This window comes from Segatella copri, from assembly GCF_019249795.2.
Lineage (GTDB): Bacteria > Bacteroidota > Bacteroidia > Bacteroidales > Bacteroidaceae > Prevotella > Prevotella copri_B.
Window position 1 is genome coordinate 592,171 of record NZ_CP156891.1, and the last position, 15,798, is coordinate 607,968.

The 15,798-nt window shown below is 43.8% G+C and carries 15 protein-coding genes; 5 read left to right on the plus strand and 10 right to left on the minus strand.

Features of this window, described 5'->3' with window-relative positions:
- Positions 1–83: 83 nt before the first annotated feature.
- From KUA48_RS02840 to thiH, 3 genes are all read left to right on the plus strand, one after another.
- Complete coding sequence (locus KUA48_RS02840) at positions 84–857, plus strand: thiazole synthase (protein ID WP_118254858.1); 774 nt, start codon at positions 84–86, stop codon at positions 855–857.
- A 99-nt stretch (positions 858–956) separates the two neighbouring features.
- On the plus strand, positions 957–2,651 hold the full coding sequence (thiC, locus tag KUA48_RS02845; RefSeq protein WP_218433139.1) for a phosphomethylpyrimidine synthase ThiC: 1,695 nt from the start codon (positions 957–959) through the stop codon (positions 2,649–2,651).
- Between the two features lie 4 nt (positions 2,652–2,655).
- A complete protein-coding gene (gene thiH / locus KUA48_RS02850) occupies positions 2,656–3,795 on the plus strand; it encodes a 2-iminoacetate synthase ThiH (RefSeq protein WP_006848700.1) in 1,140 nt (379 codons plus the stop codon).
- A 101-nt stretch (positions 3,796–3,896) separates the two neighbouring features.
- Here the strand turns inward: thiH and KUA48_RS02855 are convergent, their stop codons facing one another.
- Both KUA48_RS02855 and KUA48_RS02860 read right to left on the minus strand, forming a co-directional pair.
- The gene (locus tag KUA48_RS02855) at positions 3,897–6,638 is read right to left on the minus strand and encodes a DEAD/DEAH box helicase family protein (protein WP_334649319.1); all 2,742 of its coding nucleotides are present in this window, start codon (positions 6,636–6,638) and stop codon (positions 3,897–3,899) included.
- Positions 6,639–6,673: 35 nt separating this feature from the next.
- Entirely contained in the window at positions 6,674–6,910 is a 237-nt protein-coding gene (locus KUA48_RS02860; protein ID WP_118153691.1) for a hypothetical protein, read from the minus strand.
- A gap of 100 nt (positions 6,911–7,010) precedes the next feature.
- On the opposite strand from KUA48_RS02860, the gene KUA48_RS02865 reads away from it, so the two are divergent.
- Complete coding sequence (locus KUA48_RS02865; RefSeq protein ID WP_218433137.1) at positions 7,011–7,355, plus strand: hypothetical protein; 345 nt, start codon at positions 7,011–7,013, stop codon at positions 7,353–7,355.
- An 89-nt stretch (positions 7,356–7,444) separates the two neighbouring features.
- Here the strand turns inward: KUA48_RS02865 and KUA48_RS02870 are convergent, their stop codons facing one another.
- The 3 genes from KUA48_RS02870 to KUA48_RS02880 are packed head-to-tail and all read right to left on the minus strand — an operon-like array spanning position 7,445 to position 10,178.
- Positions 7,445–9,352 carry an IS66 family transposase gene (locus tag KUA48_RS02870; RefSeq protein WP_218433790.1) on the minus strand — a complete coding sequence of 636 codons (1,908 nt, stop codon included), beginning with the start codon at positions 9,350–9,352 and terminating at the stop codon, positions 7,445–7,447.
- A gap of 60 nt (positions 9,353–9,412) precedes the next feature.
- On the minus strand, positions 9,413–9,760 hold the full coding sequence (tnpB, locus tag KUA48_RS02875) for an IS66 family insertion sequence element accessory protein TnpB (protein ID WP_256624524.1): 348 nt from the start codon (positions 9,758–9,760) through the stop codon (positions 9,413–9,415).
- A 1-nt stretch (position 9,761) separates the two neighbouring features.
- Positions 9,762–10,178 (minus strand): hypothetical protein, encoded by a 417-nt coding sequence (locus tag KUA48_RS02880; protein ID WP_119230129.1) that lies wholly within the window; start codon positions 10,176–10,178, stop codon positions 9,762–9,764.
- A gap of 184 nt (positions 10,179–10,362) precedes the next feature.
- Here KUA48_RS02880 and KUA48_RS02885 point away from each other — a divergent pair, with 184 nt between their 5' ends.
- Positions 10,363–10,629, plus strand: a complete 267-nt coding sequence (locus tag KUA48_RS02885; protein WP_118153697.1) for a helix-turn-helix transcriptional regulator — start codon at positions 10,363–10,365, stop codon at positions 10,627–10,629.
- A gap of 354 nt (positions 10,630–10,983) precedes the next feature.
- Here KUA48_RS02885 and KUA48_RS02890 read toward each other — a convergent pair whose 3' ends face one another.
- The 5 genes from KUA48_RS02890 to KUA48_RS02910 form a co-directional block, all read right to left on the minus strand.
- On the minus strand, positions 10,984–13,044 hold the full coding sequence (locus KUA48_RS02890) for an IS66 family transposase (RefSeq protein ID WP_218433715.1): 2,061 nt from the start codon (positions 13,042–13,044) through the stop codon (positions 10,984–10,986).
- An 80-nt stretch (positions 13,045–13,124) separates the two neighbouring features.
- Positions 13,125–13,337 (minus strand): hypothetical protein, encoded by a 213-nt coding sequence (locus tag KUA48_RS02895; protein ID WP_218433714.1) that lies wholly within the window; start codon positions 13,335–13,337, stop codon positions 13,125–13,127.
- A 110-nt stretch (positions 13,338–13,447) separates the two neighbouring features.
- Positions 13,448–15,268 (minus strand): SIR2 family protein, encoded by a 1,821-nt coding sequence (locus KUA48_RS02900; protein WP_238399662.1) that lies wholly within the window; start codon positions 15,266–15,268, stop codon positions 13,448–13,450.
- Between the two features lie 17 nt (positions 15,269–15,285).
- A complete protein-coding gene (locus KUA48_RS02905) occupies positions 15,286–15,561 on the minus strand; it encodes a type II toxin-antitoxin system YafQ family toxin (RefSeq protein WP_118255596.1) in 276 nt (91 codons plus the stop codon).
- Positions 15,558–15,761 carry a hypothetical protein gene (locus KUA48_RS02910; protein ID WP_118255597.1) on the minus strand — a complete coding sequence of 68 codons (204 nt, stop codon included), beginning with the start codon at positions 15,759–15,761 and terminating at the stop codon, positions 15,558–15,560. Before KUA48_RS02910 ends, KUA48_RS02905 begins: the two co-directional genes overlap by 4 nt.
- Positions 15,762–15,798 lie beyond the last annotated feature (37 nt).

Consider the following 15,798-nt stretch of genomic DNA (forward strand, 5'->3'; position numbering starts at 1 on the left):
CCCAGAATACTGCGGAAAAGAATCACACAAAAGTACTTTTCCTACAGAAATGAAAACAAAAATAACAACTCTATAATAAAACAATGGAAAAATTAGTAATCGCAGGCAGAGAGTTTAACTCACGCCTCTTCTTGGGCACAGGAAAGTTTAACAACAATGCCCTCATGGCTGAAGCCATCAAAGCATCAGAAACAGAAATGGTTACTGTTGCAATGAAACGTATCGAACTCGAAGACAAGCAGGACGACCTGCTCTCTCATATAGTGCAGAACCCAAATATCCAGCTCCTTCCTAACACCAGTGGCGTGCGCAACGCCGAGGAGGCTGTCTTCGCAGCACAGATGGCTCGCGAGGCTTTCGGAACCAACTGGCTCAAGCTCGAAATCCACCCAGACCCTCGCTATCTTCTTCCAGACTCTGTCGAGACGCTGAAGGCTACCGAGAAACTGGTAAAACTCGGTTTCGTGGTATTGCCATATTGCCAGGCAGACCCTACCCTCTGCAAGCACCTCGAAGAGGCTGGTGCTGCTACCGTGATGCCACTTGCTGCACCTATCGGTACTAACAAGGGATTGAGAATGAAGGACTTCCTGCAGATCATCATCGAGCAGGCTACTGTTCCAGTTGTAGTAGATGCAGGTATCGGTGCACCTAGCCACGCTGCCGAAGCCATGGAGATGGGTGCCAGCGCTTGTCTGGTTAACACCGCTATCGCCGTTGCCGGTGATCCTGTAGAGATGGCTAAGGCATTCAAGGAAGCAGTAGTATGCGGTCGCCGTGCTTACGAGGCAGGTCTCGGAGCCATCAGCGATTGTGCTGAGGCAAGTTCTCCTCTCACCGCATTCCTCAACGATTAATTATAATATAGATAATAAAAGGCATGAAGGATGAAGGCAAAGAAGCAAGAACGCTCTTTTTACCTTTTTACCCTTTTACCTTTTTACCTTTAAAAAATTATGCCAAACGATAAGAAAGCTTACGCCCAGAGAGAAAAGGCGTATATGCAGGGAAAACTCTTCCCACAGATCAAGGTTGGAATGACCAAGGTTAACCTCACTCCTACTGTTGTGAAGGATGAGCGCGGCATTCCTCATACAGAGCCAAACGCTCCGGTTTACATCTACGATACCAGCGGTCCTTACAGCGACCCTAACTATCAGGTAGATTTGAAGAAAGGCTTGCCAAGAATGCGCGAGCAGTGGATTCTCGACCGCAACGATACCGAGCAGCTCAAGGAGGTTACCAGCGAGTATGGCAAGCAGCGCCTTGCTGACCATAGCCTTGACCACCTCCGCTTCGAGCACATCCAGTTGCCTCGCCGTGCTCAGGCTGGCAAGCACATCACCCAGATGGCTTACGCCAAGGCGGGCATCATCACTCCAGAGATGGAGTATGTGGCTATCCGCGAGAACATGAACTGCCAGGAGTTGGGCATCGATACCCATATCACTCCTGAGTATGTACGTGATGAGATTGCACACGGACGTGCCGTTCTTCCTGCCAACATCAACCACCCGGAGAGCGAACCGATGATCATCGGCCGCAACTTCCTCGTGAAGATCAATACCAACATCGGTAATTCTGCCACTACCTCCAGCATCGAGGAAGAGGTGGATAAGGCTGTATGGTCTTGCAAGTGGGGAGGCGATACCTTGATGGACCTCTCTACCGGTGACAACATCCACGAAACCCGTGAATGGATTGTACGCAACTGCCCTGTGCCAGTAGGAACCGTGCCTATCTACCAGGCTTTGGAGAAGGTAAACGGCAAGGTAGAGGACCTGAACTGGGAGGTATTCCGTGATACCCTCATCGAGCAGTGCGAGCAGGGTGTTGACTACTTCACCATCCATGCCGGCATCCGTCGTCACAACGTGCATCTCGCCGATAGCCGTCTCTGCGGAATCGTGAGCCGTGGCGGTAGTATCATGAGCAAGTGGTGTCTCTATCACGACCAGGAAAGTTTCCTCTATGAGCACTTCGACGATATCTGCGACATCGTGGCACAGTACGACGTAGCCCTTTCTTTGGGCGATGGTCTGCGCCCAGGCTGTATAGCCGATGCCAACGATGCAGCCCAGTTTGCCGAGTTGGATACCATGGGCGAGCTTGTTACCCGTGCCTGGGACAAGAACGTGCAGGCATTCATCGAGGGTCCTGGTCACGTGCCATTGCAGAAAATCAAGGAGAACATGGAGCGCCAGCTCGACCACTGTCACGAGGCACCATTCTACACCCTCGGCCCATTGGTTACCGATATCGCTCCAGGTTACGACCACATCACATCAGCCATCGGTGGCGCCCAGATAGCATGGCTCGGCACCGCCATGCTCTGCTATGTAACACCTAAGGAGCACCTCGCCTTGCCTAACAAGGAAGATGTGCGCACAGGTGTGGTAACCTATAAGATTGCCGCTCATGCAGCCGATTTGGCAAAGGGGCATCCAGGTGCAACCATCCGCGACAACGCCCTCTCCAAGGCACGCTTCGAGTTCCGCTGGAGAGACCAGTTCCACCTCTCTCTCGACCCAGAGCTTGCCTTGAAGTATTTCGAGGAGGCAGGTCATACAGACGGTGAGTACTGCACCATGTGTGGTCCAAACTTCTGTGCAGCCAAGTTGACACACGATTTGAGAAAGTTTAAAAAGTAAGAAAATGTTTTCAGACGAATTAAAGAATATCAGTTGGGAGGAGACCACGGAGCGCATTGCTCGAATGACCGATAATGATGTGCGTCGTGCCCTTGCCAAGGACCATTGCGATGTGAACGACTTCATGGCGCTGATTTCACCTGCAGCCGAGCCATACTTGGAGGTAATGGCGCGTCTTTCCCGCAAATATACCGAGGAGCGCTTCGGCAAGACCATGTCGATGTTCATTCCTCTCTACATCACCAATTCATGCTCTAACTCCTGCGTGTATTGCGGTTTCCATCGTGAGAATCCGATGGCTCGTACCATCCTCACCCCAGAGCAGATTGAGAACGAGTATAAAGCCATCAAGCAGCTGGCTCCATTCGAGAACATCCTTCTCGTTACGGGCGAGAACCCAGCCAAGGCTGGCACCCCATATCTTGCCAAGGCAATCGACATCGCCAAGAAGTATTTCTCTAACGTGAAGATAGAGGTAATGCCGCTCTCTACAGAGGATTACAAGACCCTCGCCGACCATGGTATGAACGGCGTCATCTGCTTCCAGGAGACCTACAACCACGAGCACTACAAGCTCTACCACCCACGTGGCATGAAGAGCAAGTTTGAGTGGCGCTGCGATGGTTTCGACCGCATGGGTATGGCAGGCGTTCACTCCATCGGTATGGGTGTGCTCATCGGCTTGGAGAAGGAATGGCGCACAGATGTTGTGATGATGGCTCATCACCTGCGCTACCTGCAGAAGCATTACTGGAAGACCAAGTACAGCGTGAACTTCCCTCGTATGCGCCCTGCACAGAACGAAGGTTTCCAGCCAAACTGCTTCATGACCGATAAGCAGTTGGCACAGGCTACTTTCGCCATGCGTATCTTCGACCACGATGTAGATATCTCCTACTCTACCCGTGAGCCAGCCTACATCCGTGACAACATGGCAACACTGGGTGTCACCACCATGTCGGCAGAATCAAAGGTAAATCCTGGTGGTTATCATACCTATCCTCAGGCATTGGAACAGTTCACCGTAAGCGATGAGCGTACCGCCAAGGTAATCAATGCGAGATTGAAGGAATTGGGCAGAGAGCCAGTCTGGAAGGATTGGGATGCCTCATTCGATTTCTTCGGAAATATCGCAAACGGATAAAGAAGATGTAATTAAACAGAATAAAAAAAAAGAGTGTATCATAAATTCATGACACACTCTTTTTTTTGTTAATATTCTCAGACTGACGCCCCTATAATAGATCATTTCAGATGGATGGTCTGTGTTTTCCCCGTGATATCAGTTACCACGGCGATCCCCCCATCATGAATCTCGACCTTCTCATATTTGGCATCAACTATCACCTTGCCTTTTAAGGTCATAATACCCCAATATCTTGGAATCTCTTCAAAGGCACAATAGGCACCAACAGGTTGCGCTATGCTGCGATAAAGGGGTGGCACGACAACTCTGCCATCCACTTTTATGCCCCATTTCTTTCCAGCCTGATATAATTCCACATGTCCTGCTTCTGACTTCTCATGCAAAAGAATCATCTCGCTTGCTTCCTTTTTCTTCTCCTGTAACATCATCTCATCATAGTATTTCTTGCCAAGGCGAGGCATTACAATATGAAGATCTTCATTTTCATTCTTTGGGTTATTGCATCCAATATAGGTCTTCTTCAAATATGAATCCACCAGGTAGTAGTCCTGCTTGCTGTCCATAACCACGATACAACCACAACGAAGAGTGGCACACATCCAATACACATGTTCATAATCACCACGCAAGAAACATACTCGATTACTATCTATAGTAGCCTTCATCATCAAGCCATTGCCTCCTTCATAATAGTACCATTCCTGGCAACCACTATCTACTAAATAATTATAACGATATATCAGGTAATCCCCAAAATTGAACAGGTCATATTTGGAAGGGCAATATGGCCAAGAGAAATGTTCGTAGGTGCGAGACATATAAACATCTCCATATTTGATGAACTCCCAACCTTCTAGCGTAACCACCTTTGGAACATCGTAAACATTGGAACCATCGTCAATAATAGCTCCAGACAACAGGTCATAATAGCAGACCTCCTTTCTGCAATGTCGGTAGAACAGGATGTTGCCATCCAACAGTTTCATGTCATAGTAATCGCCTGGCTCCAAGACCTGTTCTCCTTGTCGGTTCACTACCGTCATCTTTCCATCAGGAAGCTTGATGATGGCAAACTCCCCTCTACTGTTCACAAACTCACGATACTGTATCGTTTGGAGCAATTCTTCATGGCTCATCACCATCATCATTTCTGAGTCTGGATGAATCTGAATATCGTCTTGTTCCCCGTTCATTAGGAAAAACTCTCTATCCTTCGGAGTCTCCTTTCTCTTGCCAACTTTCAGCTTTCCCTCGAACATAGCATTCCAGTTCCATACTTGCGAAGGCAACCCGAACACCCGATATAGTCCCACATTATCTATAATTACGCAGTTCTTCTTTCCCTTAGCCACTCGCAATCCTCGTCCCACCATCTGCAGGTACTTGGCAAGCGACAAGGTAGGACGAGCCAACTGCACAAACTCAATATCCGGGCAGTCAAATCCCTCCGAGAATATGTCCACATTCACCAACACCTGTATAGAAGCAAGTCTATCGCCAACTCCATCAGCAACCCGCAAGCAAGTAGCATCCAGGCGGTCCCATCCCGCACAATCTGGCGAGACCTTTGATGGTCCGCCAACCTTAGAGCGTAGCGGTTCAGAGCGACGAGGAGGAGCGGTTTCCTCCCTCGCTCCTGAGGAGAGAGGGCCGGGGTGAGAGGTGGAGCCCTCTTTAATGGTAAAGAGGGACGGGGTGATTTTCGAAGAATTGACAGGGTGATTCGAAAAAGAAAGATTAGAAGCTTTGAACCTTTCAATAAGTTCTTTTCGTAAAGAACTTGGCGTTTTACTATCAATAGCAACAGCCGCTATGCCGTGTTCTCTGTAGAACTCGGCAATAGCATTAGCATGACTGATATTGATAGCATACACGATGCCCTTTCTATCTTTACCATATTCTTCCAAACTCCGATAGAGCCTTTCGATGCTCGGCTTTTTATTCAGCAACATATCCATTTCTTTGTTCTGGTAGTCACCATCAGCCCCTCGCTTCTGCAAGGAGTCGATGAGCCCTTGCGTCACACCATCCGATTTGATGCTCACAAAATCGTATGTCGCCAATCTTCCCTTGCTGATAAATTCAGGAACACTCCACGACTGCACCAAGACATCAAACAGATCAGTGAATCCCTTACCATTCAATCGGCAAGGAGTAGCCGTCAGTCCCAAGAACTTAGCTTTCGGGAATCTCTCCCACATTCCCTTATAGGTCTTGGCAAGCGCATGGTGCGCCTCGTCAATCACTATCATTCCCGGTTCTTCCTCTATCTCGTCATAGTGCTTCGACAACCATTGTATCGACACAGCCTTGATAGGAACATTGAATGCGCTAGCCGACAAACAATCTGGCGAGACCTTTGATGCTCCACTCATCCCCAGGTGGTCACCAAGTCCCTCAGCAGGCCGCAAGCAAGCAGCACCCAGGCGGTCCCATCCCGCACAATCTGGCGAGACCTTTGATGGTCCGCCAACCTTAGAGCGAAGCGGTTCCGAGCACCGAGTAGGGCGGTTTCCTCCCTCTCCCCTGAGGGTGAGAGGGTCGGGGTGAGAGGTGGAGCCTCCCTTAAGGGTAAGGGAGGACGGGTGGGTTTTCGAAAAATTCCCCTCTTTAATGGTAAAGAGGGACGGGGTGATTTTAGAAAAAACTCTTTCAATAGTTTCTCGAATCTGAGAAACCAACTCCCTTCTATGGGCAACAATCCAAACATTGCAATTGGAATGTTCCCTCAAAAACGATTCTACGACCGAAGCGAGTAGAACCGTTTTACCCGTACCAGTTGGCATTTGTGCCATCACGGACCGATGAAGGCGCAACGCCTTCTCAATCCGTTCCTTCATATCCTCTTGGTAATCAAATAACTTTATTTCCTTCATTATTTAAGGGTCTCGTTGACTTTACTCCAGTCTTTATTCATCAAATCCTCGATGATGCTATGGATCTTCAAGGCATATTTTGTTCTAGGATGATTGCCATACTGTGTTCCTCTCAGAATACCTTCATAGAAGATGGTTACGATGATTTCAGTCTGTTTTCTATACATCATATATTCATATTCATCATATTTCTTGTTGCAGAGGAAGAATTTGTGTTGGGTGTTGTTGATTTCCATAATGTATATTTATAATAATTATTCTTAATTATTCACTTAAAAGTGAACAAGCTATCAATAAAATTATTATTTTTGCATTGCATATTAAAGAATTATAATTATGACACAAGTAACATTAAAGACAATAGAGCAGAATGACAACGTAGGCATGTTTTCTATCTGCTTCGATGGAAACTCCGAAAGCGAATTTGAAAAATTCCTGATGGAGTTTAAGGACAATGCGACATACAATAAAGACTTCAATGCCATATTATTGGCTTTATCCAAAATTATCGATAAGGGAGCATTAGAAAGATTCTTCCGTATCGAAGGAAGAATGAACGACCATGTTAGTGCTTTATCTATCGATTCCCGCAAACTCCGCCTATACTGCCTAAGAATATCCGACCAGATACTTATCTTAGGAAATGGTGGTGTTAAACTATCACGCACATACCAAGAGTAACCATCTATATTTCCATACACCCTCTGAACCACCTTTATGTAAAGGCGATTCAAGAGATGTTAAAAATAAAAAATGATTGGATTTAACATTTATTTTTGCATAAAGCAAGGCAAAAGTGCCACTTTTTCTGCTGTACAAACAGGCTTGGCAGTAAGACGACTAACTAGCTCCTTGATGTAACACCCAGGAGATAACTTGTTCATATTACAGCTTTCTATGACAGAAAACATGAAGGCATAGTCAAGCGCAGAATCTTCACTGCCGATGTTCAGACAGTTTTTAAGATTCAGCTTGATGTGTCTCATCATTTGTTCTGCCAGGTTGTTAGACAACTCAAGGTTGCCATCCTGCAAAATGGTTTGCATTGCCGACCATTCAGTCTTGATATATTTAAGAGCCTTCTTTGTCAAAGCGCCCAAGCCTTTGTAATTCGATCTAGCAAATCGCTCAAACTTCTCTTTGATTCGGTCCATGATAGGCTTGCTCCTTTGAAGCCTTTCCACAAGAACCTGGTCGGCTGTTAAACCTGCCTTCTTGCAGTCATGCTCGATTCCAAATAGTCTACCTATCTCATCGATAAACCACATAGACAAGGAATGATTCTCTTCCAAGGACTCTACGAACTTTCGCCTTATATGTGTCAGGCATGCTGAACGATGTTGATCAGGATGAAGTTCATCATCGTCATACACCTTATATACTACATAACCGTCAGTAGTAAAGAAGCCGATAAAGTTGTCCAAGAACTGACGGATTGCCTTGAGGCCACGACTCCCATGCTCGTATATAAACCACACGAGCTTCTGAACATTAGCCTTGATTCCCCAAAAATAACGCTTCAAGTATTTACGGACACCTTCATCTGTCTTCACACCAACAAGACCTGAGGTCTCATCAATCATCCAATTGTGAGTCTTCTTGATAGTCGCCTCCCAGACATCTTTCATTTCCTTGCGGATATAAGAGATTATCTTATGTACGATGACTCCCAAGGTTTTCTCGTTCATATTCAATCCCATATGAGATAGCTTCTCTACAATTCTCGTAAATGGAGTATTGTAAGCGAAATGCTCGGTAAGAACATAAGTTATCAGTTCCAAGTCAAAGGAAACACCTTTAATCAAGCGGGTATTAGGACGAGTGACTCCACCTCCATGCCCAGGAACATAATAGCTTGCCACCTCGTAGAAATGCTCTTCGTAATGCTCAGGAATACGAATCAACTCACGATACCACCAAGTCTCCACTTCCCCATCGCGTTTCACAAAGTGTCCTCCTTCAGGAAGGGTAAAATACTCATGAAGCATATGATAGATAGGAGCAGTCGTATATGGCTTGTTCTTCTGATAATCTGTGCGAGTAGAACGCTTGTCCAATGCTTTTTTCTTCTTTTTTGCAGGAGTCTGGTCACCTGATGCAGAAGACGGAGTAGATGGAACGTCATCATTGGAATCTTCAGGCCAATCAGACTTTTCTTCTTCTCTCGTAACCTCTTTGCCAGACTTCAGCAAATTCTTTTGCTCAGCATTACGCTTGAACCGTTGGCGCTGGCGATAACGGGCCAGCCATTGTGCCTCCGATGCAGAGAGCGAAGACTTTTCAAGCATCGAAGTGAGCTTTGTAATCTTCTCATTCAAGGAAGCTATCAAGTTATCCGATGCCTTCTGGTGGTTGGCGCTATCCTTCATAATACGCTTTACATTTTCCAGGTTCTCCTCTCGCAGATGCTTAAGTTCCTCCTTATGGCGCTCAGCCTGTTCCTTCATCTGCTGCATATAGAAATCCTTCATATTGTCCTGCTGAGCCTTGAAGAACTGGCGATCCTCCTCACGCTGACGTTCGAAATCGGCACGCAAGGCTTGATCGTGAGCTATCAAATCTACCTGCCCACGATTCGCTGTTGCCATCTCATCCTTGAGACGAGCTATCTCAGCATAAGCAAAACGTAACTTCATTTCGTCATTCATGCCTACAAAGGTACTACTTTTTTCTGACATATGCAAGTTTTTTCGAATATTTTTTATAACTAAAATACTAATAATCAGATAGTTGAGCCATCAAACAACATCTTCTTTTATCTGCATTTTAGTGACTTGAACACCCTCTGTAAGCGTAACGAAGTCGCTCCAGCAAATTTTGTAGCAGGAACGCTGTTCGTCGAATACAGGCAAAAAGAATTTTTCATCATCCAAGCGGATTTTTGTCAATTCAAAGCGGCGGCGACCACGATAGAGAATCTTCATTGTACGAAGATTCTTCGACATAAATATAAAAACCGATTCCTCGATATAAGGATCAAGCCCCATTTGGCTACGAACTACTTCTGTGAGCGTATCGATATCCTTACGCATATCCATAGGACCAGAATAAAAATAGTACTTCTGTCTACTTGTAAAGGATATCATTTCAGCCAACTATTTTGTGCAACAAAGCTGTAATCTCATTTACACTTGTCTCGCAAAGTGACAACTCCATCCCATTGCTGAACGATATGTGCATCGAGACGATACTGTATGTCGGGATAGAAGGAGCAGCCACAGGCATGGTCGGTTCTTCTGGCTTGCAAGAGTCCACACTTGAAGAAGCTGAGTTGACACTTGCTGCCGACTCAATCTCCAAGGGAACAAGAGACTTGTCACCATTAGGAGAAGCTGCCAACTTAGACTTGCTATTCCAAAAACACTTACGATAGTATCGAAGCACATTAGGATAAACATAACTACTGTCATCACAAAATTGTTTGAGAGAACGACCACGACCATACATCTCGAACTCACGAATGATGGCTGCGTAATCAACTTTTGCTTTCTTCTTATTTTCCATTTGTTACCATTTTTTAATCGGCAGCAAAGGTAATACTTATTTTTTAGCGGGCAATATGGAGAAGTAGATGGTTACTACAGACTTTTGACAAAGTTCTGCTCAAAGCCCAAGAGAAGGGCATCATTACCATTGAAAAGAATATGATAACAGATATAGAAAGTGCAACCTTTGAAATTTAAGCATTATGATACAGAACAAATTATTCCGTGATTGCCTCGCTGCGATACCTGCCGAGCAAAAGGCAGAGTTCGATTTGTCTTTCGGTATTGCCGAGCGCATTAGTGAGATTCTGAAAGCCAAGGGTCTCACCCAAAAGGATTTCGCCCGCTTGCTCAACAAGCGAGACTCAGAAATCTCAAAATGGCTAACAGGCAGACATAACTTCACGACTCAAACCATTGCTCGTATAGAAACTGCCTTAGGAAGTAAACTCATTAGCATAGCCCATTGATTGGGCTATGCCAATAAGCATATTCTAAAACACCAAGAAATTCACAATAAATCAACAAAATCCCCCGAATACAAGTTGTAAACTATAAACTATTAACTTTAAACTTCCCTCTCCCAGCGGTCCCATCCCGCACAATTTGGCGAGGGCTTTGATGCCCCGCCATCCTTAGAGTGTAGCGGTTCCGAGCACCGTAAGTATCCGCTCAACTCCGTATTGCATAGCTCAAAAAAATATTGTACCTTTGCACGGCGGCATCATTTTTCTAATTTTGAGACAAGCATACGCAATTTAGCCCTCCATCAGCACAAGCTAATGGAGGTTATACCTTAATTTGACTAAACATTAAATTCATTTTTATTGTTCCTCATCTTCCCAAAACTCAGGAAGAAGAGTATAAAGTTTATCCTCAGGCGTAGAATCTATGTGCTTCAACACATAACAAAGCCAACGCTCAGGATTTTTATCTAGTACCTTACATGCACCAAACAAGGAGTACATCATTGCTGCACGCTTACAGGCATCCAAGTCACGGCAGAACAAATAAGCCTTCTTACCCATCACCATGTCACGGATCAGGCGTTCGGTATCATTATTGTCCAAAGGCATGTCTGGGATGTCTATATAATTGGTCAGCTCTGTATAGTTGCGCAGCATATAGTTCAATGCCTGGTATATATTGCTGTCTTTTGGCACATCCAAGATGGCACTTGCAGCCCATAGCTTGAAGTCCTCCCATAGCGGCTCGGCATGGTCCTTCCTGAACTGTGCTTTCTCCTCGCCCTCAAGTTTCTTCTCCTTCATCATTTCCTCAATCAGGTTAATGTTCTGGTAGAAGAGAATACCTATCTTTGCTAGATTAGGATTTTCCTTCAAGGCTCGTTCCATTGGTCTTCGAGCATGAACGACACAACGACACAATATGCGACCATTTATCTTCTTCAGCCAATCATAGCCAGAGTAACCATCACACATCAGCGCCACACCTTTCCAATCTTTGAGGTTGTCCATGATGTCAGCAGTACCCCTACCATGCTTGTTTTTCGTATTAACCATGAAGATTGGGATGCCAGTTGCCACAGAACGATACTGAATCAAGTAATGATTTACCGTCTTATGCTTCTCGCAGTCCAATATCGGGAATGGAGAGCCATCAGCGCCAAGCAGCAAACTGGACATTACCCGATCCATCTGCAGATTGTAGAGAGGTTCTATCTTGTCACATACACCCTGATGCCAGTCATCGACTGTTGAAGGAGCGAGTATCAAGTCATCCTGTTTCATCTTCTTTATCTGCCGGTTAAACGGCTGATGAAGGACATACTTATTACACTCTAACTGCGCCAATAACTCAGCAGACGCATAACTCTTCCAAAATACGTCCTCATAACAAGAAGACTGCAAGAGCTTCTGCATTGGATCATCCTTGCGACGAACTACAGGACGACGATATGGCTGAACAAAGTAGCGTACTTTGGCTGGCACGATAAACTCCTGCACCTTGCCTTGGTAAACAATTACATATTCATCCTCATGTCCTATGTAGCCTTCAGGCCAAAGTACCTTTTCCTCCAAGCGAGGCATATCCTCCAGTATAGGATTTCGTCCATGTCCCTTCTGTTCCTTTTGGCTATTCAAAAGTTTCTTTATAGCCTTGCGCTTGCGATACTCCTCACAGAATTCACGGCACTCTTGGTAACGTTTCTTTTCCTCATCAGTGAACTCAACCGAAGCCAATACCTTATCATAGATGTTTTCACGTTCTTCCTTACTAAAGACTACCCGCTCACGCTTTTGAGTAAATATCATCCTGACAAGAGAGGCTATCTGTTCGTTTTTAGACTTGCTTTTAGCTTCAACCTTGGCCAGTTTATCCTTGATTTCATCCGTCAAAGACTCATGCGCTTCCTTTGCCGCAAGCTGATACTTCTGCAACAGTTCCTGACCTTTGGAAGAATCCTTGTCACCAAGGGCGATGAACGCCTGCATGAACATGTCAAACATATCAGCCAAACGATTCAGCGCAGTTTTCTCGAAACGGGTTTTAGCTGCAGACATCTGCTGGCGAACCTGTTCACTTACATTTTGGGCGATTGTCTCCGCTTTCTTGTCTACATCAGACTCACGCTTATCCAAAGCCTTATTACGTTCCTCCAATTCCTTGGTCTTATCTGCTAATTGAGCTTCCAACTCTTTTCTGATACGTTCTTCTGCTTCAGCAACACGGCGAGCCACCTCCTCGTCAATCAAGTCTTGACGAGTAATGCGCTCCACCTGCAGGTCATGCTCTGCATGCGCTGCCCGATCATTGGCATCGGACAACTGGCCTACGGCATTGGCATATTTCTCTGCCAAAGACGTACTTTTCCCTGTATTTTGCTGCTGTTCAAACATATCGTTTACCTTATTGTTTACCATTTTTTCCTCGCATGTCGACTGGCTCCATGCACAAGTAGTACTTCAAGTCATCCGTCAACTGACAAACTCTAGCCATAAGCCTACACTGTTATACTAATGTAGGCTCGAAGCTGTTCGATACTGATGTCAGCAGGGAGAATTAGTGTCACACCATTGGGATAGCTTAATTTTAAATAAGGATTGCGACGGTTGCGAACTTTTGCAGACTCACGCATCTCCTTCGCCTCATTGTCGTCGATTACAACCTCGGCGAACTTTGGCTTGCTGTTTAATAGTTTCTTGCCTTGTACCATAATTTGAATAATTAAAAATCATGGTGCAAAGGTACGAAACTTTATCTAGGCACACAATACGGCATTAACCGAATACTTACGATATAATAATACAGATATATCCAAAAGTGTTATTCCCAACCATATTTTTTCCAATCATAAAAGCAAATCAATTTTCTCATATACGTAGAATAATTGTTATGTTTTATCAGGAAATCATTGAAGTTTTTATTGATAAAATTACCAAGAATCGGCAATTCTTCTTCCTTTATATTCAAGTAAGGTATAAGAGCTACAGCCTTCCAAACATCCTTTCCGCTATATTTTTCTATTACTTCTTGTAGGCTGCAAGTTTTCTCATCTTCGGAGAAACTATAAGACTGAAAGTCACATCCTTTTCTTAAAGTATAATTCACCCCCAATTTATTTCCACTGTAATTTTGATCACTGTTTATTCCTACTTTCGATAGATATTTATATATTGGGATAAATGCTTTAGGAGATGTCTTGGTAAGTTGAGGATAAGCATCCGTCAACACTTGTTCTGCATTCAAATCAGTATTTTCAGACAATACATCCTTTAATAATTCAACTGCTTGTATACCTCTATAGCCTACTGCTGAACGGAATTTATTTATTGCTCCGAAGCCATAAACAACCTGAATAGTCTTATCCTTATCAACTTCAGTAGATGGTAAAACATATATCTGCTTTTCAGGTTTTTCAGACTGAACAATTTCAAAGAATTGCTTTTTGTATTCTCTAAGCACATTGGCAGGAATAGAACGTTCATAGTATTGAAGGAGTTCATAAACTTCCTTAAAACTATGTGTTTTGATTTTGATAACAGGCAAATTCACTTTATTCGCCATCATTATATCCTGACGTTCTATTGTTATAGCATAATCTTCTTCTGCTATCCATTCTACAAATATGAGGTTATCCTGCAATTTTTGAATATTCGCATTATCTAAACAAGCAACAATAGATTGTAATATCTCCTGAATATTTGAATCAGATATAGAATAACCAAGAAAAACTACAGGATGCTCAATAAAAATCGTTATGAGTTTAGCCGCCAAATATGGATACTTTTTACTGAAATTATCATAATCGTCTTCAGTAAGCACCAGACTTTTAGGCTCTCTATAGCTACCATGTATTTTGTATATTTCTCCAACACTATACGTAGAAGAAAAGATCAATTGCTCTTGTCCAATGTATGGAGTAAATTGAGGGAAAAGTCTCTCAGCCGTATCATCCCAATTTGTTGTAATGATACCATCTATACTTAATTTTTCTAAAATATGAATTTCTTCTTCATATTCTTCAGGAAAATCCCGTAAAGATTGTTTTCTAAGATATTCTGAAATTTTAAATTTAAGAACAGAGCCAGCATCTGTAATGCGATCTTGAACAGCTTTCTTGAACTCATCACCCTCATCCAAATTCCAAAACTCATCAGTAACATCTTTCGCAATCTCAGTAGCCACCTTGATCAGGGAATTTGTATTCAGTTTAGAATAATACTGTGCTAGCTTATAAGGAGCAAACATCTGTAATATTCCATCCCATTGCGGAGTATCTAAGTAATGTCGAGAAAAACCGGAACCAAGAAACAAAAAAGGAGCACCTTTTTTATTTTTGAGTATATTTATAAATTCATCTTTATTCATATTTTTTATTCTTAATACGCATACCTCAGCCATCCGAATAACAACTTCGGAATCTTCTTGAAGCAATCGTGAATCACATAAAACCTTGGTACCGATTACAGCGATAGTTTGGTACCGATACAGCGCTTTCACCTCCTTTGGCAAAGGAAATAAGAATTCGGAAAGCCCCTCTTTACAGGAGATACATCGGGATTCGAAAAACCCTTTGAAAAGGGTCATTGGGATTCCCGAATCGACCTCATGAACTTCGCTTGAATAAATTGCGGCACTTTCCATGCCATTTTCAATTGTTTTTAGAAAACATCACTATGAGAACCAGTATTAGTCATCACTAAAACTAGCTCATCATTATATTGTTTCCATATCAACAGCCAATCTGGCATAATATGACATTCCCAACTTCCCGCATATTGCCCAGATAGTTTATGCGGCTTATATTCAGGAGGTAATTTTCCAGTCTCTTCAAGTAATCGAATTACTTTCTTTAGCTTTTCCATTGGAAGATTACGTTTTTTACAACGCTTTACATCCTTTTCAAAGCGACTGGTAGCTATGATTCTGTATTTCATATTCCCAACTTTTCAAACATATCATCAACACTTTCATACTCCGTCACTCTACCATGACGAATATCATCCATTGCTTCTTCTATCCCTGACATGCTTTTCTGATGATTAGGAACAATCACAACGCCTTTCATTGCCTCAAGAACTTTCTTGAGGCCAGCCATAACACTATTATCTTCCACTTGTATAGTTAATGTTGCCATAACCTATAAATTTAAACGTTAAACTTTTCCGCAAAAG

Excerpts from the sequence above, each read along its gene's own strand:
- KUA48_RS02840 (WP_118254858.1), top strand. The coding sequence starts at position 84 with ATGGAAAAATTAGTAATCGCAGGCAGAGAGTTTAACTCACGCCTCTTC.
- KUA48_RS02905 (WP_118255596.1), bottom strand. The coding sequence starts at position 15,561 with ATGAAATACAGAATCATAGCTACCAGTCGCTTTGAAAAGGATGTAAAG.
- tnpB (WP_256624524.1), bottom strand. The coding sequence starts at position 9,760 with ATGATATCCTTTACAAGTAGACAGAAGTACTATTTTTATTCTGGTCCT.
- KUA48_RS02880 (WP_119230129.1), bottom strand. The coding sequence starts at position 10,178 with ATGGAAAATAAGAAGAAAGCAAAAGTTGATTACGCAGCCATCATTCGT.
- KUA48_RS02865 (WP_218433137.1), top strand. The coding sequence starts at position 7,011 with ATGACACAAGTAACATTAAAGACAATAGAGCAGAATGACAACGTAGGC.
- KUA48_RS02895 (WP_218433714.1), bottom strand. The coding sequence starts at position 13,337 with ATGGTACAAGGCAAGAAACTATTAAACAGCAAGCCAAAGTTCGCCGAG.
- KUA48_RS02855 (WP_334649319.1), bottom strand. The coding sequence starts at position 6,638 with ATGAAGGAACGGATTGAGAAGGCGTTGCGCCTTCATCGGTCCGTGATG.
- thiH (WP_006848700.1), top strand. The coding sequence starts at position 2,656 with ATGTTTTCAGACGAATTAAAGAATATCAGTTGGGAGGAGACCACGGAG.
- KUA48_RS02860 (WP_118153691.1), bottom strand. The coding sequence starts at position 6,910 with ATGGAAATCAACAACACCCAACACAAATTCTTCCTCTGCAACAAGAAA.
- KUA48_RS02890 (WP_218433715.1), bottom strand. The coding sequence starts at position 13,044 with ATGGTAAACAATAAGGTAAACGATATGTTTGAACAGCAGCAAAATACA.
- KUA48_RS02885 (WP_118153697.1), top strand. The coding sequence starts at position 10,363 with ATGATACAGAACAAATTATTCCGTGATTGCCTCGCTGCGATACCTGCC.
- KUA48_RS02870 (WP_218433790.1), bottom strand. The coding sequence starts at position 9,352 with ATGTCAGAAAAAAGTAGTACCTTTGTAGGCATGAATGACGAAATGAAG.
- thiC (WP_218433139.1), top strand. The coding sequence starts at position 957 with ATGCCAAACGATAAGAAAGCTTACGCCCAGAGAGAAAAGGCGTATATG.
- KUA48_RS02910 (WP_118255597.1), bottom strand. The coding sequence starts at position 15,761 with ATGGCAACATTAACTATACAAGTGGAAGATAATAGTGTTATGGCTGGC.
- KUA48_RS02900 (WP_238399662.1), bottom strand. The coding sequence starts at position 15,268 with ATGGAAAGTGCCGCAATTTATTCAAGCGAAGTTCATGAGGTCGATTCG.